This is a genomic window from Austwickia sp. (genome assembly GCA_016699675.1).
Lineage (GTDB): Bacteria > Actinomycetota > Actinomycetes > Actinomycetales > Dermatophilaceae > Austwickia.
The window spans coordinates 4,016,566-4,039,768 of sequence record CP064985.1 but is presented as its reverse complement, the minus strand read 5'-3'; the positions used below and the strand labels follow the sequence as shown (position 1 = coordinate 4,039,768).

Annotated in this window: 18 protein-coding genes and 1 riboswitch; of the genes, 5 read left to right on the top strand and 13 right to left on the bottom strand. The window is 74.5% G+C overall.

The window, feature by feature from the left end; genetic code table 11:
* Nucleotides 1-115: 115 nt before the first annotated feature.
* The 3 genes from IPK37_18410 to lipB all read right to left on the bottom strand — a co-directional run bounded on the left by IPK37_18410 (nt 116) and on the right by lipB (nt 2,896).
* The gene (locus tag IPK37_18410; GenBank protein ID QQS00732.1) at nt 116-1,099 is read right to left on the bottom strand and encodes an ABC transporter permease subunit; all 984 of its coding nucleotides are present in this window, start codon (nt 1,097-1,099) and stop codon (nt 116-118) included.
* Complete coding sequence (locus IPK37_18405; GenBank protein ID QQS00731.1) at nt 1,096-2,061, bottom strand: ABC transporter ATP-binding protein; 966 nt, start codon at nt 2,059-2,061, stop codon at nt 1,096-1,098. Before IPK37_18405 ends, IPK37_18410 begins: the two co-directional genes overlap by 4 nt.
* 184 nt (nt 2,062-2,245) lie before the next feature.
* Nucleotides 2,246-2,896 carry a lipoyl(octanoyl) transferase LipB gene (lipB, locus tag IPK37_18400; GenBank protein ID QQS00730.1) on the bottom strand — a complete coding sequence of 217 codons (651 nt, stop codon included), beginning with the start codon at nt 2,894-2,896 and terminating at the stop codon, nt 2,246-2,248.
* Between the two features lie 186 nt (nt 2,897-3,082).
* On the opposite strand from lipB, the gene IPK37_18395 reads away from it, so the two are divergent.
* Nucleotides 3,083-4,957, top strand: coding sequence for a protein kinase (locus IPK37_18395; protein ID QQS00729.1), 1,875 nt, complete (start codon nt 3,083-3,085; stop codon nt 4,955-4,957).
* 143 nt (nt 4,958-5,100) lie between these two features.
* Here IPK37_18395 and sucB read toward each other — a convergent pair whose 3' ends face one another.
* From sucB to IPK37_18375, 4 genes are all read right to left on the bottom strand, one after another.
* Complete coding sequence (sucB, locus tag IPK37_18390; protein QQS00728.1) at nt 5,101-6,975, bottom strand: 2-oxoglutarate dehydrogenase, E2 component, dihydrolipoamide succinyltransferase; 1,875 nt, start codon at nt 6,973-6,975, stop codon at nt 5,101-5,103.
* Between the two features lie 60 nt (nt 6,976-7,035).
* Complete coding sequence (gene lpdA, locus IPK37_18385; protein ID QQS00727.1) at nt 7,036-8,427, bottom strand: dihydrolipoyl dehydrogenase; 1,392 nt, start codon at nt 8,425-8,427, stop codon at nt 7,036-7,038.
* 137 nt (nt 8,428-8,564) lie between these two features.
* A complete protein-coding gene (locus IPK37_18380) occupies nt 8,565-10,649 on the bottom strand; it encodes an acyltransferase (GenBank protein ID QQS03004.1) in 2,085 nt (694 codons plus the stop codon).
* A 62-nt stretch (nt 10,650-10,711) separates the two neighbouring features.
* Nucleotides 10,712-12,223: a leucyl aminopeptidase gene (locus IPK37_18375; protein ID QQS00726.1), complete on the bottom strand. Its 1,512-nt coding sequence runs from the start codon at nt 12,221-12,223 to the stop codon at nt 10,712-10,714.
* Between the two features lie 113 nt (nt 12,224-12,336).
* Between IPK37_18375 and gcvT the strand changes: the two genes are divergently transcribed.
* Nucleotides 12,337-13,446 carry a glycine cleavage system aminomethyltransferase GcvT gene (gene gcvT, locus IPK37_18370; protein QQS00725.1) on the top strand — a complete coding sequence of 370 codons (1,110 nt, stop codon included), beginning with the start codon at nt 12,337-12,339 and terminating at the stop codon, nt 13,444-13,446.
* Nucleotides 13,447-13,519: 73 nt separating this feature from the next.
* Here the strand turns inward: gcvT and cobU are convergent, their stop codons facing one another.
* The 6 genes from cobU to IPK37_18340 all read right to left on the bottom strand — a co-directional run bounded on the left by cobU (nt 13,520) and on the right by IPK37_18340 (nt 20,068).
* Entirely contained in the window at nt 13,520-14,122 is a 603-nt protein-coding gene (cobU, locus tag IPK37_18365) for a bifunctional adenosylcobinamide kinase/adenosylcobinamide-phosphate guanylyltransferase (GenBank protein QQS00724.1), read from the bottom strand.
* On the bottom strand, nt 14,119-15,003 hold the full coding sequence (locus IPK37_18360; protein ID QQS00723.1) for an ECF transporter S component: 885 nt from the start codon (nt 15,001-15,003) through the stop codon (nt 14,119-14,121). The genes cobU and IPK37_18360 overlap by 4 nt, the downstream gene beginning before the upstream one ends.
* Nucleotides 15,000-16,715, bottom strand: coding sequence for an ATP-binding cassette domain-containing protein (locus tag IPK37_18355; GenBank protein QQS00722.1), 1,716 nt, complete (start codon nt 16,713-16,715; stop codon nt 15,000-15,002). The genes IPK37_18360 and IPK37_18355 overlap by 4 nt, the downstream gene beginning before the upstream one ends.
* Complete coding sequence (locus IPK37_18350; GenBank protein ID QQS00721.1) at nt 16,712-18,001, bottom strand: energy-coupling factor transporter transmembrane protein EcfT; 1,290 nt, start codon at nt 17,999-18,001, stop codon at nt 16,712-16,714. The genes IPK37_18355 and IPK37_18350 overlap by 4 nt, the downstream gene beginning before the upstream one ends.
* A gap of 33 nt (nt 18,002-18,034) precedes the next feature.
* Nucleotides 18,035-19,000 carry a hypothetical protein gene (locus IPK37_18345; GenBank protein ID QQS00720.1) on the bottom strand — a complete coding sequence of 322 codons (966 nt, stop codon included), beginning with the start codon at nt 18,998-19,000 and terminating at the stop codon, nt 18,035-18,037.
* Between the two features lie 138 nt (nt 19,001-19,138).
* Nucleotides 19,139-19,264, bottom strand: a riboswitch (cobalamin riboswitch).
* A 147-nt stretch (nt 19,265-19,411) separates the two neighbouring features.
* Entirely contained in the window at nt 19,412-20,068 is a 657-nt protein-coding gene (locus IPK37_18340) for a TIGR03085 family protein (protein QQS00719.1), read from the bottom strand.
* 98 nt (nt 20,069-20,166) lie between these two features.
* On the opposite strand from IPK37_18340, the gene hisI reads away from it, so the two are divergent.
* Genes hisI through IPK37_18325 form a run of 3 tightly spaced genes read left to right on the top strand, consistent with a single transcriptional unit; the run spans nt 20,167 to nt 22,984 of the window.
* Nucleotides 20,167-20,580 (top strand): phosphoribosyl-AMP cyclohydrolase, encoded by a 414-nt coding sequence (gene hisI / locus IPK37_18335; protein ID QQS00718.1) that lies wholly within the window; start codon nt 20,167-20,169, stop codon nt 20,578-20,580.
* Complete coding sequence (locus IPK37_18330) at nt 20,577-22,178, top strand: anthranilate synthase component I (GenBank protein ID QQS00717.1); 1,602 nt, start codon at nt 20,577-20,579, stop codon at nt 22,176-22,178. Before hisI ends, IPK37_18330 begins: the two co-directional genes overlap by 4 nt.
* Nucleotides 22,175-22,984, top strand: a complete 810-nt coding sequence (locus IPK37_18325) for a Trp biosynthesis-associated membrane protein (protein QQS00716.1) — start codon at nt 22,175-22,177, stop codon at nt 22,982-22,984. The genes IPK37_18330 and IPK37_18325 overlap by 4 nt, the downstream gene beginning before the upstream one ends.
* Nucleotides 22,985-23,203: the final 219 nt, after the last annotated feature.

The window sequence follows — 23,203 nt, the reverse complement described above, 5'->3', positions numbered from 1 at the left end:
CGCCGGCCCGGGCACAGGTCACCAGGGTAGCGTGCGGCGCCCTGCGGCCGTACGGCGAGTCGTCGGACGCGATCGGGACGCGGTCAGGTCCTGATCAGGCCCTGATCAGGACCCGTCAGACCACGTCGCGGCGCCGGAACTGCCACCAAGCCAGGGCTAGCCCCGCCACGACGAGGCCGCCGAGCACGGCCGCCGCCTGCGCGAACCAGACGGTCCCGCTGCCGGAGGCGCAGTTGTAGACCCCCATGGAGTCCTGTGCGCAGTTCGGATAGTGATACTGCCAGCGGCCGGTCACGAACCCCAGGACGTTGGTGAACAGCGACCAGCGGGCCTTGTCCCCAAGCTGCGAGGCCGCCCACTGGTCGACGACCACCGCGCCGACGGCGATGCCGGTGACGGCCGCCGTGTGTCGCGCGATGAACGCCAGGGCCGCGCCGCCGAGTCCCGTGAGGATCGGGAAGGCCACCATGCGCCCCGCCGCCAGCGCCACGTCCACCCAGGCGTCGCGCCCCAGGGCCAACGGGACGTCGAACGCGCGGGTCATCACCGCCACGCCCGCCAGCAGGACGGCCGTGGCCACGGCGGCCCCGAGGGCGATCGCGATGGCGACGGCGAGAACCTTGGCGGCGAAAACGGCGGTACGACGTGGCTCGTAGGTGAGCCACGTGGCCATCGACCCGGTCGTGAACTCGGCGGCCACCCAGCTCCCGCCGAGCAGGAGGGCGAGGAAGCCCAGGAAGATGGCCGCGGGTTCCTGGATCGACCAGAGCCGCTCGAAGGTCGGGGCCGGCTTGCCGAAGTGCTCGCGCTGGGGCTCCATCCGGTCGCAGCCGAAGTCGACGTCCGGGGCGCGCTCCCGTTCCTTGGCCTGGGCGTCGAGGCACTCCTGGCGCATCTCCCGGCCGCGCGCCTCGTAGTCGGCGCGGGCCCGCTGATACATCTGCTCGGCCTGTTGTTGTTCCGCCGATGTGAGCGGGGCGTGGGTCGTGGCCGTGCCGTAGAGCAGCAGGCCCCACAGCGCCACCACGATCAACGCGATGATCCACGTCATGCGTCGCGACCGGATCCGGCCGAGCTCGGCCCGCAGAAGGCCCGTCACGGCTGCTCCTCCTCGGCGGTGAGCTGCAGGAACACGGACTCCAGGTCGGGTCTGACCTGCGTCAGCTCGGAGAGGTAGAGCCCGCGGTCGGCGAGGCGGCGGGTGAGGTCGGCGGGATCGGGGACGCCGTCGACGTACAGCGCGGTCCCGTCGTTCGCGACGGCCAGGCCGCCCTCTTCCAGCACGGCCTGGGCCCGGGGTAGGTCCCCGACGACCACCCGTGCCCGAGCAGACGACGTGCCGAGGATGTCCCGCACCGGGCCCTGCGCCAGCAATCGGCCGTGGCCGATGATCGAGACGGTGTCGGCGACCTGCTCGACCTCGGACAGGATGTGGCTGCTGACCAGCACGGTCTTGCCTCGTGCCCCGAGGTCGCGCATCGTCTGGCGGATCTCTCGGATCCCGGCCGGGTCCAGCCCGTTGGTGGGCTCGTCGAAGATGAGCAGGTCCGGGTCCTTCAGCAGGGTCGCCGCGATGGCGAGGCGCTGCTTCATGCCCAAGGAGTAGCCGCGGTACGCGTCCTTGCCCCGGTCCGCCAGCCCCACCTCGGCCAGGACCGCACCCACCCGGGCCCGCGGCGTGCCGATGGCGTCCGCGAGGAGCTCCAGGTTGCGCCGGCCCGAGAACGTCGGAAAGAGCTTCGGGGACTCGACGATCGCCCCGACGCGGCCGATGACGGCGGGCAGGCGGGACGGTACGTCGTGGCCGAAGATCTCCATCGACCCCGCGTCCGGGCGGGCCAGACCGATCAGCATCCGCAGCGAGGTGGTCTTCCCGGAGCCGTTCGGTCCGAGGAATCCGTGGACGCCGCCCGAGGGCACGTCCATGTCGAGTCCCGCGACCGCGACCTGGGGGCCGCCCCGGGATCGATAGGTCTTCCGTAGGCCCCGCGTCCGCACGGCCCACCCAGGGTCGGCGGGTGCGGGTGGCGTCGGGCCGGTGCTGGTCGTGGTGGCGGACATGTGACCCCCGAGGTCGGTTCCCGGGAGCCCGGGATGGGCCCAGCCTAACGACGGGTAGCGGTCAGAGCCGTTGCGCCACACCGCGACCCCGCGAGCCCTGCGACCAGCGCCCCGACGTGCACGCGAGCAGAGCCGCGACGAGGAGGCGACCTCGATGCGCGGTTACCCGGCGGCCGGGTGCGGGTCAGGCCGGGACGACCGCCACCGGGTCGAGCACCGCGGCCAGGTGGCGTTCGGCCAGCGGCAGGATCTCGCTCAACGGCACGTCGCGGCCCAGCTCCAGCGACAGGTTGGTCACCCCGGCGTCGACGATCCCGCACGGGACGATGACCTGACCCCAGGACAGGTCGCAGTTCGCATTGAGGGCGAGGCCGTGCATCGTGACGTCCTGGCTGACCCGGATCCCGATCTGGCCGATCTTGCGTTCCGGCTTGGTGGCCGTCGCCTCCAGCCACACCCCGCTGCGACCGGCGACCCGGCCGGTAGCCACGCCGAGGTCCGCGCAGACCGCGATCATGGCCTCCTCCAGGCGACGGACGTGCGCGACCACGTCGACCGGGCTGCGCAGCCGCACGATCGGGTAGGCCACGAGCTGACCGGGTCCGTGCCACGTGATCTTGCCGCCACGGTCGACGTCCACGACCGGGGTGCCGTCCAGGGGCCGCTCGAAGGGCTCGGTGCGCTTGCCGGCCGTGTAGACCGCCGCGTGCTCCAGCAGCAGGACGGTGTCGGGCAGGTCACCCGCGACGACCTGGGCGTGCACCTGGCGCTGGTAGTCCCAGGTGGCCCGGTAGTCGGCGTAATCGGGGGCGAAGCCCACGTGCTCGAAGCGCATGGGGGCCAGGGTACGCGGTGTGTCGCGGCGCCGCCTGCGGCTTGGCTCCGCGGGCATCCCCGGGGTCGCCCCGCCCAATCCACAGGCCCGCCGTTCCTTGGTCCTCGGGTGGCTGCCTGTGGATAACGAGAAACCCGGCTCTCGGCGTACGGCCATAGTGACGGGGGGACGAGCAGGAGGCGAGCCATGCACCCAACCGGCCCGGAGACCTCCGGCGCACCCTTCCCGCCAGGGCATTCCGAGTTGCCCGGGATGACCCTGCTGCGGCTGCGCGGTCGGGGCGCGGACAGCGACGTGTACGCCGCCCGCCGGGACCTCGACGGCTGGTCCTGCGCGGTCAAGATCATGCGGTCGACGGCCGACCGGGAGCGGGTGCGCCGGGAGATCGACGTCTTGATCGCCGCCACCGCCCCCGGACTCGTCCGACTCCATGATGTGCTGGCGACGAACGACGGACGTCTTGCCCTCGTCCTCGACCTGGTGGACGGCGGGGTGCTGCGCGAGGTGATCGCGGATCGAGGGCACCTGGTCCCGCGCGAGGTGACGGGCGTCCTGCGCGTACTTCTGCAAGCACTCGACGGGCTGCATCGCCGCGGGATCACGCACGGCGACCTCTCGGCGGGGAACGTCCTCATCACGCGCGACGGGCGCGCCGTCCTGGGTGACCTGGGCAGCGCCCGGCTGGTGGGGGAGCGATGCCGGGAGGTGTGGGCGACGCGCGGGTTCCTCGCCCCCGAGGTCGAGTCGGGGGGCGCGCCCAGCCCGGCGTCCGACGTGTACGGCGTGGGTGCCCTCGCCTGGCTGATGCTGACGGGGGAGGTGCCGGGCCGGGCGTACGGGCGCACGCCGGCCCACGAGGCGCTCCCGGACTGTCCGGCGGCGCTGGTCGAGCTGGTCGCGGCCTGCCTGGCCAGCGACCCGCAGGCCCGCCCCACGGCGGCGGTCGCGCTCGACCGGTGCGCCGATCTGGGTCCCGAGGAACCCTTGGCGCTGCCCGCGGGCCCGGACCTCGGCGAGCGCCTTACGGCACGGGTGCGCTGGCACAGCGAAGCGGTGTCCGGCGACGACTGGGCCGCGCGGGTCGTCGGCCCCGACGATCCCCTGCGCGCGCTCGGGCTCGACGAGAAGGGCCGGTGGCGCGGTCGGCCGCTGCGACAGGACGCCGACGCGGCGGACAACCGACCCGGTCGGCATCGGGGGGCCGAGCCGGGGCGGCTGGGGCGCGTCGCTTCCGCGGGTCTGCGAGTCGCCACGGGACCGGGTGCGCGCACGGCCTCGGCCGCCGTCGCCGGCATGGCCCTGGGGCTGGCCGCCTGCGTCGGGATCGCGGGCTGGCGGGACGCCCCGCTCCCGCTGGTCGGCCGAGTGTCGCTGCCCTTCGCGCGGGCCTCCTCCGGTACGCCGACCGAGGGCGCCAACCCTGGCGCGACCGGCCCGACTGATCCCGGCGGTTCCTCCGGGGAGGCCACGGGGACCAGCGGGGCCGCAGGCGCGTCGACCCATTCCGGTCCCGCGGTGCGGGTGACGCCGCCGCCCGGTCTGCCGCCCGCCGCGTCGTCATCGGCGTCATCGCCGTCGTCATCGGCGTCATCGCCGTCGTCATCGCCGTCGCCGTCGACGTCGCCGTCATCGCGGACGTCCCCGTCGACCGGGGCGGCAGGGCCAGCTAGGAACGACCAAGCCGTCGACCCGGCCGCCGCACCCCGGGCCCTGCCCACGCTGCTCGCTGAGCGGGCCCGCGCCTACGCGACGGCGAATCCGGGCCCCCTGGACCGGTGCTACGCGCCGGGGGCCGCGGGGCTGGGTTCGGCCCGCGCCGACGTACGGCGCCTCGCGAGCCTGGGCACGCGGTACGACGGTCTGGCCTACCCCGTCCACGAGGCGCGGCTGCTCTCGACCCAGGATCGCGACGGCGTCCGGGAGGCGCGCGTCGCCGCACGGGTGGAGACGGTGTCGGCGCGGGGCGGATGGGATCCCGCGGGGGAGAGCCCGCTGGTCTTCGTCCTGCGGTGGACCGAGGCCGGGTGGCGGCTCTGGGCCACCGAGACCGCCCCGGCGTGAGGCGTGGGGCGGCCCAATCACGACCTGGCTAGCGCGGCCGGACCGAGCGTGCGCACGGCGAAGGGCCCGCCCGTGTGGCGGGCCCTTCGGTGCCGGGCAAGCGGCGAGATGCCGCGCCGTGCGCCCGGGAGCTGTCGAGACGATCAGGCCTCGAAGGCGCCCTCCTCGAGCCGCGCCTTCAGCGCGGTCAGGAAGCGCCCGGCGTCGGCCCCGTCGACGACCCGGTGGTCGTAGGTGAGGCAGAGGTACATCATCGAGCGGATCGCGATCGACTCGTTGCCGAACTCGTCCTTGACGACGACCGGGCGCTTGGTGATCGCGCCGGTGCCCAGGATCGCGACCTGCGGCTGGTTGATGATGGGCGTGTCGAGCAGCGAGCCGTTGCTGCCGATGTTGCTGATCGTGAACGTCCCACCGGACAGTTCGTCCGGGCCGATCTTGTTGGTGCGGGTGCGATCGGCGACGTCCGCGATCTTGCGGGCCATGCCGGCGATGTTGAGGTCGCCCGCCTCCTTGATGACGGGGACGACCAGGCCCTTCTCGGTGTCCACGGCCACCGCGAGGTTCTCGCTGCCGTGGTAGACGATCTCCTCGCCCTCGATGCCGGCGTTGAGCGAGGGGTGCTGCTTGAGCGTGTCCACCGTCGCCACGCAGATGAACGGCAGGTAGGACAGCTTGACGCCCTCGCGCTTCTCGAAGTCCGACTTGGCCTTCGCTCGCACGGCGGCGACGCGGGTCATGTCGACCTCGACGACCGCCGTGAGCTGGGCGGAGGTCTGCAGCGACTCGACCATGCGCTGGGCGATGATCTTGCGCAGCCGGGTCATCTTCTCCCGGGTGCCGCGCTTGGCCGACACCTCGGCGCTCGCCGGCGCGCCGGCCTGAGCGGCGGGCGCCGGTGCTGCGGCCGGGGCGGCCGGTGCGGGGGCGGGCTCGGCGGCCTTCTTGGCGGCGGCCGCGGCGTCGAGGACGTCCTGCTTGCGGATGCGCCCACCCACGCCGGTGCCCTTCAGGGCGGACAGGTCCACGCCGTTGTCCGCCGCGAGCTTGCGCACGAGCGGGGTGACGTACGCCGACGGGTCGCCGTCGCCCTCCTGGCTGGAGTCCTGGCCCTGCGGCTGCACCTGGGCGGGGGCCTCGGCGGCCGGCTGCTGCGCCGCGGACTGCGGAGCAGGCTCCGGCGCAGGCGCGGCGGGTGCGCTCTGCTGGGCCTGGTCCTGCGCGGCGTCGGCCTCCTGCTGCGCCGGTGCCGCCTCGCTCGATGCCTGCTGCTGAGGTGCTTGCTGAGGTGCTTGCTGCTGCGGTGCGGCCTGCTGGGGAGCCTCCTGGGCGGCCGCCTCACCACCGACGATCGCGAGGTCGGCGCCCACGGGCACGGTCTCGTCCTCCTGGACGAGGATCTTCGTCAGCGTGCCGGCGACGGGCGAGGGGATCTCGGTGTCGACCTTGTCCGTGGAGACCTCGAGCAGCGGCTCGTCGACCGCGACCTCGTCGCCCTCCTTCTTCAGCCACCGCGTCACCGTGCCCTCGGTGACCGACTCACCCAGCGCGGGCATCGTCACCTTCTCACCACCGGTGACGCCGCCACCGCCGCCACCCGATTGCTGCGGCGCGGCCGCCGGCTGCTCCTGCTGCTGGCCGCCCCCCGCCTCCGGCTCGGAGGTCTGCGCCTGCACGGGCGCCTCGGTCGAGGGAGCCTCCGGCGCGGCCGCCGCCTCCGCGCCGCCCTGCTGCTCTTGCTGCTCCGTGGGGGCGTCGGCTCCGGAGGCCTGCGGAGCGGCCCCGTCGCCGATGACGGCGAGGTCGGCGCCGACGGGCACCGTCTCGTCCTCCTGCACGAGGATTTCCTGCAGCGTCCCCGCCACGGGAGAGGGGATCTCAGTGTCGACCTTGTCGGTCGAGACCTCCAGCAGGGGCTCGTCCACCTGGACGGCGTCGCCGACGCTCTTCAGCCATCGGGTCACGGTCCCTTCGGTGACGGATTCGCCCAGGGCCGGCATGGTCACGCGCTCGGACATTGACAAGCCTCTCCTCATCGTGCGGTGGTGTCGCTCAGTCTAGGGGTGAACGGAAGTCCGTCACCCGTGGGCATGGAGTGGCTTCCCGGCCAGGGCCAGGTGCGCCTCACCAAGGGCCTCGTTCTGCGTGGGGTGCGCGTGGATGAACGCCGCCACCTCCTGCGGCAGAGCCTCCCATCCCACGATCAACATCGCCTCCCCAACCTGCTCGCCCATGCGAGCACCGACCATGTGGACCCCCACGACGGGTCCGTCGACGCGGCGCACGACCTTGACGAATCCGCTGGTGCCGAGGATCTGGCTCTTGCCGTTTCCGCCGAGGTTGTAGTCGTACGTCGCCACCTGGTCCGCGCCGTACTGCTCCCGGGCGGCGGCCTCGGTCAGCCCCACCGAGGCGATCTCGGGGTCGCAGTAGGTGACCCGCGGGATGCCGCTCTCCACGATCGGCGTCGGGTCCAACCCCGCGATGTGCTCGGCGACGAGGATGCCCTGGGCGAAGCCGCGGTGCGCGAGCTGCAGCCCGGGCACGATGTCGCCGACGGCGTAGACGCCGGGCACGCTTGTGCGGCAGTACTCGTCCGCCAGCACGTAACCCCGCTCCATCGCGACCCCGGCCTCCTCGTACCCCAGACCGGCCGTCACGGGCCCTCGGCCCACCGCGACGAGCAGCAGGTCCGCCTCGATCTGCTCGCCGCCCGCCAGCCTCACGCGCACCCCGGTCTTGTCCTGCGTGACGGACTCGAACGGTGCCCCGGTGCGGACCGCGATCTTGCGCTTGCGGAAGGCCCGCTCCAGTTGTGCGGAGACGGCCTCGTCCTCGGCGGCGACCAGCCGGGGCAACGCCTCGACGACGGTCACCTCCGCGCCGAAACTGCGGAACACCGAGGCGAACTCGACCCCGATGACGCCACCGCCCAGGACCACCACGCGCTCCGGGACCTCCTCGAGCCGCAGGGCCTGGTCGCTGGTGAGCACCCGGCCGCCGATCTCGAGACCGGGCAGGGTCTTCGCGTAGGACCCGGTGGCCAGCACCACCGCCGCACCGACGAGCCGGCGGCCGTCGACCTCGACGGCGTCCGGCGCGACAAGTCGACCCTCCCCGGCCACGAACTCGACCTTGGCGGTCGTCACCAGCCCCTGCAGCCCCTTGTAGAGGCGGCCGATGATGCCGTCCTTGTACGCGTGCACGCCGGCCATGTCGACGCCGTCGAGGCCCGCGCGCACGCCGTACCGTTGCGACTCCCGCACCGCGTCCGCGACCTCGGCCGCGTGGAGGAGCGCCTTGGTCGGCACGCACCCGCGGTGGAGGCAGGTGCCCCCGAGCTCGGCCTTCTCGACGAGCGCCACCCGCTGGCCGAGCTGGGCGGCCCGCAGCGCGCAGGCATAGCCGCCGCTACCGCCGCCGAGGATGACGATGTCGAACCGGTCCGGGGCGGCGCTGGCGGCGGTCATGGCTCTCCTCATGAGTGGGCGCTGGGGTCGGCGTGGGGTCAGCGTGGCGCGGTGCGCGGGTGGCGTCGGCCGGGTCGCGGCGGGATCGCTGCGGGCATCCTCTCAGAGGGGCGGCGGCGCCGATGCGAGATCCGCGATCAGCGCGACGGCGACCCGGCCGCGGCCAGGGCCCGGCGCAGCACCTCGCCGGCCATCCGGTCGCGGATCTCGGCGGCGAAGTGGGACCCGTCGGGCCGCGCGTAGTCCGGGGTCGGCGGCCCGAACCGGCCGTCCTCGGCGATCGGGAGGCGGTCGTCGCACGGGTTGGCCTGATTGCGGCAGAACAGGTCGTCGACGCGCACGAGCTTGAGCCGTTTGTCGGTCGCGGCCTTCTCGCGCAGGACGTCGATCCACTGCAGGCGCACCTGGTTGTCGAACCGCAGCCGAACGAGGAACGCGCCGCACTCGCCGGCGGCCTCGCTGCGCCGGTCCGCGGTGCACCGGTCGGCGGTCTTCATGCCGGTCGGTTCCGGCTGGACCACGACGACCGTGGCCCCCCCGGCGGAGAGCCGATCGACGGCGGCGTCCAGCAGGTTGCGCTGCATCGCCCGGTAGTTGGGGTCCGCCGCGCGCACGGGTTTGCCGCCGGGGCCGAGGAAGTCGCCGAGTTCGTAGCGGGACCACCACAGCACGACGGTCGGCCTGTCCTTCGCCACCCGGGCCTTCTGATCGCCGATGACGCCGGCGCAGATCGGTCCGTCCGGTGCGCCCGGCAGCCTGGGGATGACCGGGTCGTACGGCGTACCGTCCGGGTTCACCGTCACCACCCCGGAGGCCGCGCACCCGCCGTGGGCGTCGTTGATGATGACGACCCCGCTCCGCTCGCCGGCCTCGGCGAAGGCGCCGTACAGCTGCAGCGGCACGCTGTCGCCGACCAACATGACGCGCGGCTGGCGCGCCGCCCCGGACGCCTGACCCGACGGGCCCGGGTCGCTGTGGGCGATCCCCGCGTACCACGGGGCGCCCCCCAGCAGCACCGGGATCACGCTGACGACGGCGATCCCCACCACGCCGGTGCGCAGGATGCTGAGCGGGGGCACCAGCCGGAAGCGCCCGGTGCGCAGCGGGAGCTCCAGCAGGTGGTAGGACACCGACGCCGAGGCGACGGTCATCGCGGCGACGAACAGCGCGGCCGCGGCGTTGAACCGACCGTCGGGGAGCAGCCACACCGCCCAGGGCCAGTGCCACAGATAGACGCCGTAGGAGATGCGGCCCAGATAGGTGACGCCGTCGTTGGCCAGCAGTCGCCCCAGGCCGCCGTCGGTGGGGGCGTTGGCCGCCCCGGCGACGAGGGCGACGGTCGCAAGGCAGGTGAGCACGGCGCCGCCGAAGAAGTACGCCGGGTGGGGCCCGCTCGCCGAGCCCAGCAGGGCCACCGCCAGGATCAGGGCGCCGAGGCCGAAGACCATGAGCTCCTGGGCGTAGCGCCGGACCAGCTCCCCGACCCGGGGACGCAGCGTCGCTGCCGCGAACACCGCCCCCAGAAGCGGCTCGAAGACCTTGGCGTCGGTGCCCATGTAGGCCCGATCGGGCCCGGCCGCGACGTACAGCTGGGCCATCAGCACCGCCGACACGACCGCCAGGACGCCACCCGTGATCATGACGGCGGTCGTGCTGCGATTGCGGGCGCCCACGCGATCGTCGCGGGCGTGCCGCCCCGCGCTCATTCCCGCAAGCAGCAGCGCGACGGCCTGCAGCACCAGCGGCCAGATGAGGTAGAACTGCTCCTCGACGCCGAGCGACCACAGGTGCAGCAGTGGCGAGGTGGTCCCGTCGAAGGCGAAGTAGCTGCTGGTCGAGATGAAGCGCCAGTTGCCAACGTAGAGCAGACACCACAGCAGGTCAGCGCCGAGGCCGGCCCGGCGGAACACCGGGGCCGCGGCCAGGGCCCACACGCCGATGACGAGGAAGACCAGCAGCGCGGCCGGCATGAGGCGGGCCATCCGGCGGGCCCAGAAGCGGGTGAGGTCGATCCGGCCGTTCGCCACGATGTCGCGCAGCAGCAGGGTGGTGATGAGGAAGCCGGACAGAACGAAGAAGACGTCGACGCCGAGGAAGCCGCCCGCCATCCCCGGGACCCCGAGGTGGAAGAGGACGACCAGCGACACCGCGAGGGCCCGGATGCCGTCCAGGGCGTCGACGCGTTCCGCCGGCTCCGCCGCCGAGTCGTCGGCGCCTCGCAGGAACCCCGTGGGGTCGCGAGGGTCGCTCGCGGCGCCCTTTCCGGCGGGCGCCGGCGTGAACGTCACGAACGGAATTCTGCCAGGGCCACCAGCGTCCTCGTGCCGAACCCCGTGCCGCCCTTGCCGGTGTAGCCGTGCGCGCCCTTCTCGTTGTACGCGGGTCCGGCGATGTCGAGGTGCCCCCAGGGGATGGCTCGGGAGTCCGCGCCCGGCCCGACGTACTCCCGCAGGAAGGCGGCCGCGAACAGGGCGCCCCCCTGCCGTTCGGCCGAGTGCTTGCGGTCCGCGACGTCCGACTTCAGGCTCTTCATGAGCTCGGCGGGGATCGGCATGGGCCACACCGACTCCCCTGCGGCGGTCGCGGCCGCCGTCAGCTCCGCCTGCAGCTCGTCGTCGTTCGCCAGCACGGCGGCCGTCCGGTGGCCCAGCGCGACGACGGCCGACCCGGTGAGGGTGGCGATGTCGACGAGGGCGTCCGGCTGTTCGCGGGAGGCGAGCACCAGGCCGTCGGCGAGGACCAACCGGCCCTCCGCGTCGGTGTTGATGATCTCGCAGGTGGTGCCGTCCGCCATGGTCACGACGTCGCCCGGTCGCTGGGCCCGCCCGTCGGGCATGTTCTCGGCGAGGCACAGCCAGCCGTCGACGGCGACGGGCAGGCCGAGCCGGGCGATGGTCAGCACCGCCGCGGCGACCGCGGCCGCCCCCCCCATGTCGCCCTTCATCGTGATCATCCCCGTGGGCGTCTTCAGCGACAGCCCACCGGAGTCGAACGTGATGCCCTTGCCGACATAGGCCAGGCGGGACGTCGCGCCCTTGGGCGCGTAGCTCATCCGCACGATGACCGGCGGGTGCACGCTGCCCTGCCCGACGCCGAGGATGCCGCCGCAGCCCAGCTCGGCCAGGGCCGCGGCGTCGTACGTGTGGACGGCCACCGACTTCGGCGCCCGGTCGCGGACTCGCTCCGCAAAGCTTTCCGGGAAGAGCACGTTCGGGGCGGTGTTGACCAGATCGCGGGCCCAGTGGACCTCGTCGACCAGGACCGCCGCGCGCGCGACCGCCGTCTGGGCCGCCGCGGCCGCGCGGGGCTTGCCGGCGCCGAGCAACTGGATCTGCTCGACGGGCGCGTGCGCGTCGGCCTTGGCCAGGCCCTTCGGGCCGCGGTGCGCGGTGAAGGCGTAGCTGCCGTAGCCCAGCCCCTCCGTGACCGCCCCCGCGGTCTCGGGCAGGTCGTCCGGCAGCACCACTGCCGCGCTGGACCGGCCGGCGAGCGCCCGCCCGGCCGCGCCCGCGGCCCGCCGCAGGTCCTCGGCGGTGGGGGACTGCCCGGGCTCGCCGCCCACCCCGGCGACCAGGACGGCCTTCGCCGCGACCCCGGGCACGTGGGTGAGCCAGGTGACCTCGTCGGCCGACCCTCGGGCGCGCAAGCTCGTCGCGGTGTCGCCGATCGCCTGGGCGAGTCGGGGCCGCAACGCGCCCAACAGGCGGGGGGCCGCCGCGCCGGGGGCCGCGAAGACCACCAGGGCGTCGGCGTCCGCGTCGTGGGCCGCTCGGTCGGTGAGCGCGAACGTGGTCACAGGGCAAGGCCTTTCGTAGGGAACGAGCGGTGCGGTCGGGCGGGGCCACGGGAAATCGGCAATCCTGCCCAACCGAGTGATTATCCGTCGAACCGCCCGATAGCGTGACCGCTATGACCGATCAGCAGCTGCAGACCTCCCCGCTCGACGCTCGGCACCGGGCCCTCGGCGCCAAGATGGCCGACTTCGGCGGCTGGGCCATGCCGATCGAGTACCCGGGTGGCGGCGTGCTGCGCGAGCACCAGACGGTCCGCGAGCGGGTCGGCATTTTCGACGTCTCCCACCTCGGCAAGGCCTCGGTCATGGGGCCGGGAGCCGCCGACTTCGTCAACCGCTGCTTCACCAACGACCTCCGCAAGGTCACGCCGCCCAAGGCGCAGTACACGATGTGTTGCGACGAGGCGACCGGCGGCGTGGTCGACGACCTCATCCAGTACGTGAAGTCGGACGACGACGTCTTCCTCATCCCCAACTGCGCGAACACCGCGGAGGTGGTCCGGCGGATGCGGGCGCAGCTGCCCGCGGGTCTGGATCTGACCGATCTGCATCGCGACTACGGCATCGTCGCGGTGCAGGGTCCGAAGTCGGCGGAAGTCGTCGCCGCGCTGGGGCTGCCCACCGAGCTGGAGTACATGAGCTACGCGGACGCGACCTGGGATGGCGCCCCGATGACCGTATGCCGGACGGGCTACACCGGCGAGAAGGGCTACGAGCTCGTGGTCCCGTGGGCCGCGACCGAGTCGGTGTGGGATGCGTTGGTGGCGGCGATGGAGCCGTACGACGGGCTGCCGTGCGGCCTCGGCGCCCGGGACACGCTGCGGACCGAGATGGGGTACGCGCTGCACGGGCACGAGCTCTCGATGGACATCACGCCGAACATGGCCCGGGCCGGCTGGGCCGTCGGCTGGGACAAGGATGCTTTCTGGGGCAAGCAGGTGCTGTCGGAGCAGCGGGCGGCGAAGACCTGCCGCCTGTCCTGGGGTCTGCTGGTCGAGGGCCGGGGCATCCCGCGGGCGGACTGCCTGGTGAAGAACGCCGCCGGGGAGGAGATCGGCGTCGTCACCTCCGGGACCATGTCGCCGACCCTGCGCCGCGGCATCGCGCTCTGTCTGCTGGATCGCGGCGCGGCGGAGGGTGACTCGGTGGTCATCGACGTCCGCGGCCGCGACGTCGCCGCGGTGGTGACCAAGCCGCCGTTCGTGCAGACCCAGGTAGCGGACTGATCGCAGGCTCGTCGGTCTCGCCGTTCTGAACTCCGCGGAGGCGGCGTCGGCGGGGGGCCTGCGCGTCGGCGCGTCAGGGCGCCTCGGGGGACGCCGAGGGCAGCGGTGCCGCCGCGGCGACGGTCGGGGCCGCGGTCAGATCGAGGACCCGCCCGGCCACGACCAGCGCGACGTGGTCGCAGGCCTCGGCGACGCGAGCGTTGATGCGGCCCAACAGGTCCCGGAACAGTCTTCCGGAGGCGTGCTCGGGGACGACGCCGAGGCCGACCTCGTTGGTGACCAGCACGACCGGGCCGGGCGGCACCGCGAGCGCCGCGATCAGTCCGTCGAGTCCGTGGTCCACCGCCTCGGTGGCCCGGTCCCGGTCGTCCCACGCCTGAGCCTCGTGGACCAATCCTGCGAGCCAGGTGCCGAGGCAGTCGACCAGGACCGCCCGCGGTGCCGTCGCGACGGCCTCGGCGAGGCCCGCCGGCTGACGGGCGGTCTCCCAGGTCTCCCAGTGCGCGGGGCGCCGGTCCTGGTGCAGGCGGACCCGCTCGGCCCAGTCCGGGTCGGCCGCCGGGTCCGGGACGGGACCGGGCGCGACGTACCGCACCCCTGCCGCGTCGGCGAGCAGGCGCTCGGCGTACCGGCTCTTCCCGCTGCGGACCCCGCCCAGCACGAGGATCGACGTCATCGGAGCCCTCCGGTGTCGGCGCGGGGAGCGGGCGCGACCCGGGCGGGGTCGCGCCGTGGATCGGGGGGCGGGGGAGCGGCAGTTGCGGGCTCGAAGGCCGGCGCGGCGTCGAAGGCCGCCCGGCGCGTCGCCCGGCGCAGCGTCCGCAGCAGGGGGCGGCCGGCGATCAGGGTCAAGGCCGCGGTGAGCAGGCCGCGCGGCAGGTCCCAACCCAGCGACGTGGCCAGGTAGAACGCGAGGTAGTGACCGAAGTTCACCGACAGCGGCGCCCCGGGGACGTAGCCGGCGCCCTCCGGAGCCGAGGCCCCGAGGAACGGCCAGAACCACAGGTTCATGACGAGGCCGTAGAGGAGACCGGCGATGAGACCGTACGCCGCGAGGACCGCCACCTCGGCCCGGCCGCGCAGCGGGGGCAACAGCGCGGCGGCGAGGGCCACCCAGCCGGTGGCGACCATCTGGAACGGCGCCCACGGCCCGACCGCCCCGGTGAGGAAGGCGCCGGTCAGCAGGCAGAGCGCGCCGGTGAGGAAGGCCAGCCGGGCCCCGAGCACGCGCCCCGCCAGCACCACCACGAAGAACATCGGCTCGAGCCCGGCCACGCCGGCGGACAGCACGCGCATCCCACCGCCGAGCGCGGCGATGACGCCGATCATCGCCACCGACTTGGCGTCGAGCCGGGCGCTGCCCTGCTCGGCGAGGACGACCGCGCCGCTCAGGCCGACAAGGAGCGCGAACAGCCACGGCGCGTCCTGGCCGTGGCCGGCGCCCACCGGGGCGGACACGACGAACGGCCAGCCGAACGCCGCCAGCCCGATCAGCGTCAGCAGCCCGAGCAGGGCATGCCCGGGCAGGTCGCGGGCCCGCCGCGCCCGGGGGCTCATGGCGTCTCCGCGGGGGCGGGCGCCGGGAGCGCCTGCCGGGCTCGGACGTCGGCCAAGGTCAGGCACGGCACGGGGTGCAGGACGCGGGCGATCTGCGGGGCGTACGCCGTCGAGGTCGCGAGCACGTTCGGGCCCGCGTCGTCGGCGACCACCTCGCCGTCCGCGAGGAGGACCACGCGGGTGGCGGCCTCCGCGGCCAGTTCGACGTCGTGGGTGGCCATGACGACGGCGGTGCCGTCTCCGGTCAGCCGCCGCAGGATGGCGACGAGATGCGCCTTCGCCGCGTAGTCCAGCCCCCGGGTGGGCTCGTCGAGCAGCAGGACGGCGGGGTAGCTGAGCAGCACGACCGCGAGCGCCAGGGCCAGGCGCTGGCCCTCCGAGAGGTCGCGGGGGTGGGCGGCGGGGTCAAGCGGTCCGGCCAGGTCGGCCAACAGCGCGGCGGAGCTCCCCGCCGGCAGCCCTGCGTCGGCGTCCGCGTCGTGGCACTCCTCCTCGACGCTGGCGGCGTAGAGCAGGTCCGCCGGGTCCTGTGGGACCAGGCCCACCGCGGCCACCCGATCCGCGCGCGGGTAGTCGGCGACGGACCGGCCGCGTATTGAGATGCGGCCGCTCGCGGCGGTGAGGGCGCCGGCACAGGCCCACAGCAGGCTCGACTTGCCGGCCCCGTTGCGGCCCATCACGGCCACGATCTCCCCGGGCCGCACCGCGAGGTCGACGCCGGCGACGACCCGCCGGCCGGCCCGCACGACGTCGAGGCCGGTCACGTCGAGCGCCGGGGCGGCGTCCTGGTCGGGTCGAGTCGCCGAGGCGGCGGTCGTGGTCGCTGCGGTCGAAACGACGGCGCCGGTGGCCGACGTGGCCGTGGCGGTGAGGGTGGCCGAGGTGGCCGGGAAGGTGCGGGCAGCCAGCTCGGCCCGCAGCTGCGGCGCGGCGCGGCGGGCCGCCCGCACGGACAGCGGGAGCGGGGCCCACCCGGCGTACCGTCCCAGGCCCACGATCGGCGGGAACACGCGACTGGTCGCCATCGCCTCGGTGGGCTCCAGGACGTCGCTGGCGAGGCCGTCCTCGACGAGCACGATCCCGTCGGCGTGGTGGACGACGCGCTCCAGCCGGTGCTCGGCGAGCACGACCGTCAGCCCGTGGTCATAGACGAGCCGCTGCAGCGCGGACAGCACCTCCTCGGCAGCGACGGGATCGAGCGCCGAGGTGGGCTCGTCGAGAACGAGCAGCTCGGGGCCGCTCGCGAGGACCGCGGCGATCGCGACGCGCTGCTGCTGCCCCCCGGACAGACGCCGTAGCGGCCGGGTCCGCAGGTCGGCGAGGTCCATGAGGTCGAGGGTCTCCTCGACCCGGCGCCGCATGACGGTCGGCGCCATCCCGAGGGTCTCCAGGCCGTAGGCGATCTCGTCCTCGACGTGGTCGGTGACGAAGCTCGTCGCGGGGTGCTGGTGCACGTAGCCCACCACCCCGGCGAGATCGCGGGGCCGATGCTCGCGGGTGTCGCGCCCGGCCACCCGGACCCGCCCACGCAGCCTGCCGCCGGTGAAGTGCGGCACCAGCCCGATCAGCGAACCCAGCAGCGTCGACTTGCCGCTGCCGGTCGGACCGCAGACGAGGATCATCTCGCCCTCCGGTGCATGCAGCCTCGGGCAGCGCAACGCCGGAGCGGACGCGTCCGCGAACCGGATCTCCAAGTCCTGGATGTCGATCACGGCGCGGGCCTCAGGGCGGGCACTCCGGCGGTCGGTTGACGCAGGCGGCTTAGGTCGCCGGCGCGATCCCGATCGCCGACGCGATCTTGATCGCCGACCCGAGCCCGATCGGCGGCGCGGCCCCTCGCGAGGGCCGGGGCCAGCGCGTGCGGGGTGAGGTCGCCGTCGTCGGCACCCCGGGCCGGGGCCGCGGGGACGCTCGACGCAGCGGACTCGACCGGCGGCTCCGGGGTCAGCGCTCCCGGCAACGCGACCACGACCAGGGCGAGGACTGGTACGAGCGGCAGGTCGGGCACCGTCAACGGCATGGTCGGGGGCCGCATGCCGGTGGGGTCGAGGGCGCCCCAGCCGCCGAAGGCCACCGCCACCGTGACGCCGCACGCAATCGTGACCCACTCCGGGCGGGCGAACGGGTCTCTGCGGTAGCGCGTCCGGGGATCTCGGCCGGCCCCGAACCACAGGGTCGCGGCGGCGACGAGGATCCCCAGCACGAGCACGGGCAGGCCGACCGCCACCGGCGTGAACCCGTCGAGCAGGCCGTAGACGCCGACGACCACGCCGCCCAGACCCAGCATGGCCAGGCCCGACGCCAGCAGCTGTCGCTGCCGGGACGTGACCGTACGGCCGTAGCCGCGGCACTCCATCGACGCGGCCAGGCCGAGCGCCCCGTCCAGCGCGGCGGACACGACCGGGACGACGAGGCGACCCGTCTCCCGGACCCCTCGGCCCCGGTGCCCCCGCAGGCGCCGCGCCCGCGCCAGGCGCTGCGCCTCCGTGACGAGCCGTGGTGCGTAGGTGAGGCCGACGACGAGCGCGGTGCCCACGTCGTACAGGGTCGCGGGCACGTACCGCAGCAGGCGACGCGGCCCGGCCAGCGCGTTCGCCGCGCCGACCGAGCCCAGGACGACGGCGAGTTGCGCGCCGTCGTACAAAGCCCGCAGCAGTGGCTCGAGATGCACCGCCCCCCCGAGCCGCAGGCCGCCCAGCCAGGCGGGCAGGGGCACCACGGGCAGCTCGACGAGCAGGTGCGCGCCCAGCCGCGCGCCGCCGAGGGCCGTGGCCCCGACGCGCAGCACGATGGCCAGGGCGCCCATGAGCAGGAACGCGGCGAGGATCCGCCCGGTGCCGGGCTCCCGGCGCTGCGCCACGGTCCACCCCAGCAGGGCGGCGAGCAGGCCGAGGAGCCAGGGGTTGGTGGTCCGGGACGCGGCGACCCCCACGCACAGCGCCCAGCACCACCAGGCCGCGGGATGCAGCAGGCGGGGGCGGCTTGTGCGGGGGGTCACCGAGGTCCCATCGGCGGGGCGTCGTCGGGTGGGTCAGGCGGTCGGGTCGACGTCCCGGGCGACCGGACGGTCACCCTCGGCGTGCCGGTCGCCGGGCGATGTCGGGGCAGTGGCCCCCGAGTGCGCCCCGGTGGAGTCGGCGGTGCCGCGTGCGTCGGCGGCACCGGTGCCGTGGGTCGCGGGCTGGGCGGGCGGGCCGGTACGCCGACGCCGGCGCAGCAGCCAGGCCAGCGCGGCCGCCAGCGCCACGACCACCACGGCGATGGCCGTGAGCAGCGTCTTGCTGGGTCCCTGGTCGGCGGCCTGCCGGTTCTCGGCGGCGTCCTGGGTCTTGGGCTGCTCCCGCGGCGCGCTCACGGAGATGTCGACCTTGTCGTCGGCGGTCTTCGCGTCGGCGGGGATGGTGGCGACGGGGTCGCCGCAGCCAGAGGAGCCCGGCCAGTTGTCGATGGCGCAGACCATGCCCTTGTCCTCGCGAGGACCGGCGACGGCGTTGAGCACCTCGGCGCTCGACGCGCCGGTCATCACGCTGGCGCAGCGCGCGATCGGCGCCGGCGGGTTGACGTCGGCCCCGGCGTCGGCCTTGCGGCCGTAGTCGATCACGACGCCGACCCGCTTCTTGCCGGCCTCGGCCGCGGTCTTGCCGCAGATGGCGTCGAACGAGGGCAGCGCCCGGGGGAAGCGCGGGTCCTGCACCGCGGCCGTGGCGAAGCGCCAGCCGTCCACGGTCCCGTCCTTAGGGACCACCTGGAAGGCACCGGTCTGGGAGAAGTCCCACTTGCCGTTCGCCTGCTGGTAGTACCCCCAGAAGCGGTACCCCTCGGCCGCCGCGGACGTGCCCGTCGCGGTTCCGGTGGCGCTCCCGGTGGTCGAGGCCGCGCCGCTGGGCGACGGGGCGGGTGTGGTGGTCTCGGCGGCGAGCGGGACGGCGAGCGCCCCGGGGGCGGCGAGGGTGGCGACGGCGAGCAGACCGAGGGTGGGGCCTGCGGCGGCGCCCACCGTCGACCTCAGGGCGGTCCGCAGCTGGCGGGGGTGAAGCGGTGACGACAAGGGGATGACCTCCTCGAGCGGGCGAGGCACGGTCCATCCAGGTCCGGGCTCCGGCCCCGCTCTCCACGACGGGTTGTTCCAGGGAGCCGAGCGGCCGACCGCGGTGGTCCGGCTCGGGCGAGTCGCCTCACCCTCACGGTTGCGGGACAGCGCCGGAATCGCACCGGCTTCTCCGCCCGTCGGCCTTTCGGTGCCACCGACAGTGGCATTCGTCGCGGGGGCGTGTCAAAGCGCAGCTCCGGCAGGATTCACCCGCGGACCCGTCGCGACCAGCGCCGCGATCGCGGCCGCTGCACCCGGGCGCGGCAGCCGCCGCCGTCGCCGCGAGGGATAGCTGAGATAGCCGCGAGGGCGGCCGGTTCAGAGACCGAAGCGGGTCTCGCGGAACTTGGCGACGGCGTCCGGCTCGCCCTCGATGCGGACCTGCGCCACCGAGCCGCGCCCGAAGGCGAATAGCAGGATCTCGCCCGGGTCTCCGCACAGGGTGACGGCCCCTTCGCGGGTCTCCCCCTTCACCTGCTTGCGGCCGCCGACGCCGCCCGCATCGAGGGTGAGCCCGACGGGGGAGCGGCGGAAGAACAGCTGGCCCACCTGCCGCAGTCGCGCCCACAGCGCCTCCGCGAAGTCGCGGTCCAGCTCGCGGCGCGCCTGCGGGGTCCAGCCCGGCTCGGCCCGCAGGACGTCCTCGTGGTGGACGTAGAACTCGGCGAGGTTGATGGCGTCGTCGACGCTGCCCACCCGGATGGGGGACCAGCCCTTGGGGCCTTCGCGCACCATGTCGACCAGGGCGTCCCACGGCTGCTCGGCGTACTGCTCCTGCACCCGCTGCGTGTGGTCCGTCAGCACCTGGACGGGAACGAGCACGCCGGCGGCCGCGTCGGGGCGCCGCTCGCGCAGCACGAGGTGAGCGGCCAGGTCACGGGCGTCCCAGCCCTCGCAGAGCGTGGGGGCATCGGGTCCGACGCGGGTGAGGGTGTCACAGAAGGCGGCGCGTTCCTGCTGGGCGAGTCCGGTCATGGCCGTCAGTGTGGCAGTCCTACCACCGGGTCACCACCCGCGACGGCCGCGCCGGACGCCGTACGGCGGGTGCCCGCCCCACTCGACGTACCGGCAGAATGACCGACGTGACGCAACCCTCCTCCACCCCGCCGAGCGGCCGAGCCGCGGCCGACGGCCTCGACCCGACGGTGGCCGACCGGCTCAAGCGCGACGCGAACGGCCTGGTCGCCGCGATCGTGCAGGACCACCGCACCGGCGAGGTGCTCATGCTCGGGTGGATGGACGACGAGGCGCTGCGCCGGACGCTGAGCACCGGCCGCGTGACGTTCTGGTCGCGGAGCCGCTCGGAGTACTGGCTCAAGGGCGACACGTCGGGGCACGTGCAGTACGTGCAGTCGGTCGCGATCGACTGCGACGGCGACGCGCTGCTCGTGCGCGTCGAGCAGGTGGGCGCGGCGTGCCACACCGGGGCCCGGACCTGCTTCTTCACCGAGCTGCCGGCCGTCCGCGGCGGAGAGGACGCCTCATGACCGACACCGGAGCAGCCACGATCGGGGGCGCCCCCGGTGCGGAGGTCACGCTCGCGTACGGCGCCACCTGGCCCTCGCTGGACGACTTCCGCGAGCTGGCCCGCGGCCGGCGGTTCATCCCCGTCGTGCGGCGCCTGCTCGCCGACGCGGAGACCCCGCTGGGGGTGTACCGAAAGCTGGCCGGGTCTCGGCCCGGAACCTTCCTGCTGGAGTCCGCGGAGCACGGCGGGGTGTGGTCGCGCTACTCGATCGTGGGCGCGGCCTCGCGCGCGGTCCTCACCGAGCGCGACGGCCGGGCCTGCTGGCTCGGGGACGTGCCGGTCGGCATTCCGACGGACGGCGACCCGGTCGAGGTGCTGCGGGATGCGCTGGCCGCGCTGGCGACGGAGCCGATCCGCGGGCTGCCGCCGCTGACCGGCGGGTTCGTGGGGTACGTGGGCTACGACGCCGTACGCCGGTGGGAGCCGCTGCCCGCCGAGGCGGTCGACGACCTGGGCCTGCCGGAGCTGGCGATGATGCTGGCCACCGACCTGGCCGTGCTGGACCACGCCGACGGCTCGATCTACCTCGTCGCGAACGCGGTGAACTTCGACAACACCGACGAGCGCGTCGACGAGGCCCACGCCGACGCGCTGCGGCGGCTCGACGCCATGACCGTCGCCCTGGCCGAGCCGGCCGCGGCGACCGTCGCCGTCATCGACGCGGCCGAGGCCGGATCCGCGGCGGACGGCACGGGCGTGGTGAGCAACCAGACCCGCGAGCAGTTCGAGGCCATGGTCGAGACAGGCAAGGAAGCGATCCGGGCGGGCGAGGTCTTCCAGGTCGTGCTGGCGCAGCGGTTCAGCGCGCCGTGCCCCGCCGACGCCCTCGACGTCTACCGGGTGCTGCGCACGACGAACCCGAGCCCGTATATGTACCTGCTCCGCCTCGTCGACCCCGGCGGCCGGCCGATGGACGTCGTGGGCTCCAGCCCCGAGGCGCTCGTGAAGGTCGAGTCCGGGCGGGTCATCACCCATCCCATCGCCGGGTCGCGGCCGCGTGGCGCGACGCCGGAGGAGGACGAGACGCTGGCCGCCGAGCTCGTGGTCGACCCCAAGGAGCGCGCCGAGCACGTGATGCTCGTCGACCTGTCCCGCAACGACCTGCAGAAGGTCTGCGAGCCGGGGTCCGTCGAGGTCGTGGACCTGATGAGCGTGCACCGCTACAGCCACATCATGCATTTGGAGTCGACGGTGGTGGGGGCCCTGCGGGCCGACCGCAGCGCGTACGACGTCCTCGCCGCCACCTTCCCCGCGGGCACCCTGTCGGGGGCCCCGAAGCCGCGGGCGATGGAGCTCATCGACGCCCTCGAGCCGACGCGGCGGGGGCTCTACGGTGGCGTCGTCGGCTATCTCGACGTGCACGGCGACCTCGACGCGGCCATCGCGATCCGGACGGCGGTGATCCTCGACGGGACGGCGTACGTGCAGGCCGGCGGCGGCATCGTCGCCGACTCGGTGCCGGCCAGCGAGTACTTGGAGAGCGTGTCGAAGGCCGCCGCTGCGCTGCGGGCCGTGGCCCGGGCCGCGACGATGCGTCCCCCCGAGGCGAGCCGATGAGCGGTGCCGGCCCGGCGCCGCGCGCGAGCGGCGACCCGGTGCGTTCCGGCGGTGCCGCGCCAGTCCGGGCCGGGGTGCTGACGCGCCGGGCGACCGCCGTGCTGGTGGCGCTCGCCGGCGCGGGCCTCGGCCTCATCGTGGCGGCCCGGCCGCTGGCGACCGGCCAGGCGGGTGCCGGCGGCGTCACGACCGGGGCCCGGTTGAGCGCCACGGGGTCCGGCCTGGCCCCGGCGTACCCCGCGCTGCTCCTCGTCGCCGCCGCAGCGGCGGCGACGCTCGCGTTCGCCGGGCCGCGGCTGCGGGTGGTCGTGGCGGTGCTCCTCGGCGCGGCGGGGCTGGGGGCGGAGGTCGCCTGGCGGGCGGGGCTCGGCGACGCGGCGGCCGGGCTGTCCCGGTCGACGGTGCCCCCGGGGCTGCCCGTCCACGACGTCACCGTGTCGTCCCTTGCCTGGATCGGCGATCTCGCGGCCCTGGTGGTGCTGCTCGGCGCCGGGTTGGCGTTGGCCTTCGGGTCGCGCTGGGGGCGGGGGTCGCGGCGGTACGACGCGCCCGTCGATCCCGCGGGTAGCGCCGGCGCCGGGATCGCGTCCGCCGCGTCTGGCGTTCCGGGACCTCCCGGCGACGCCGCGGGCGTGGCGGATGGGCCGGGAGCAGCGGAGCCGCGGCAGCCCGGTACGTCGGGTCGGCCGCGAAACGCTACGTCGGGAGCGGGGCGGACCGAGGCGTCGCACGTGTCGGAAGCCGCGAGCCGGCGGGCCGACGATGACTGGGATGCCCTCTCCCGGGGCGAGGACCCCACCCTCTGATCCACCTGACCCACCGGCGGCGACCCGGTTGAGGGCCGAGGACCGACCGATCGGCGCCGACAGAGGCCGCCCAGCCCAGCGCCCGCGATTGTCCGGCTCGGTCGAGCCGTGCGCATTCGCGGCCTGGCACAATGTCGCTCACGGCGGAACACCGACGTCCGAGCACACCCCGGCGCACGTCGCCCGGGCCACCCGCACGGAACCCGGCACCCGCCGCCG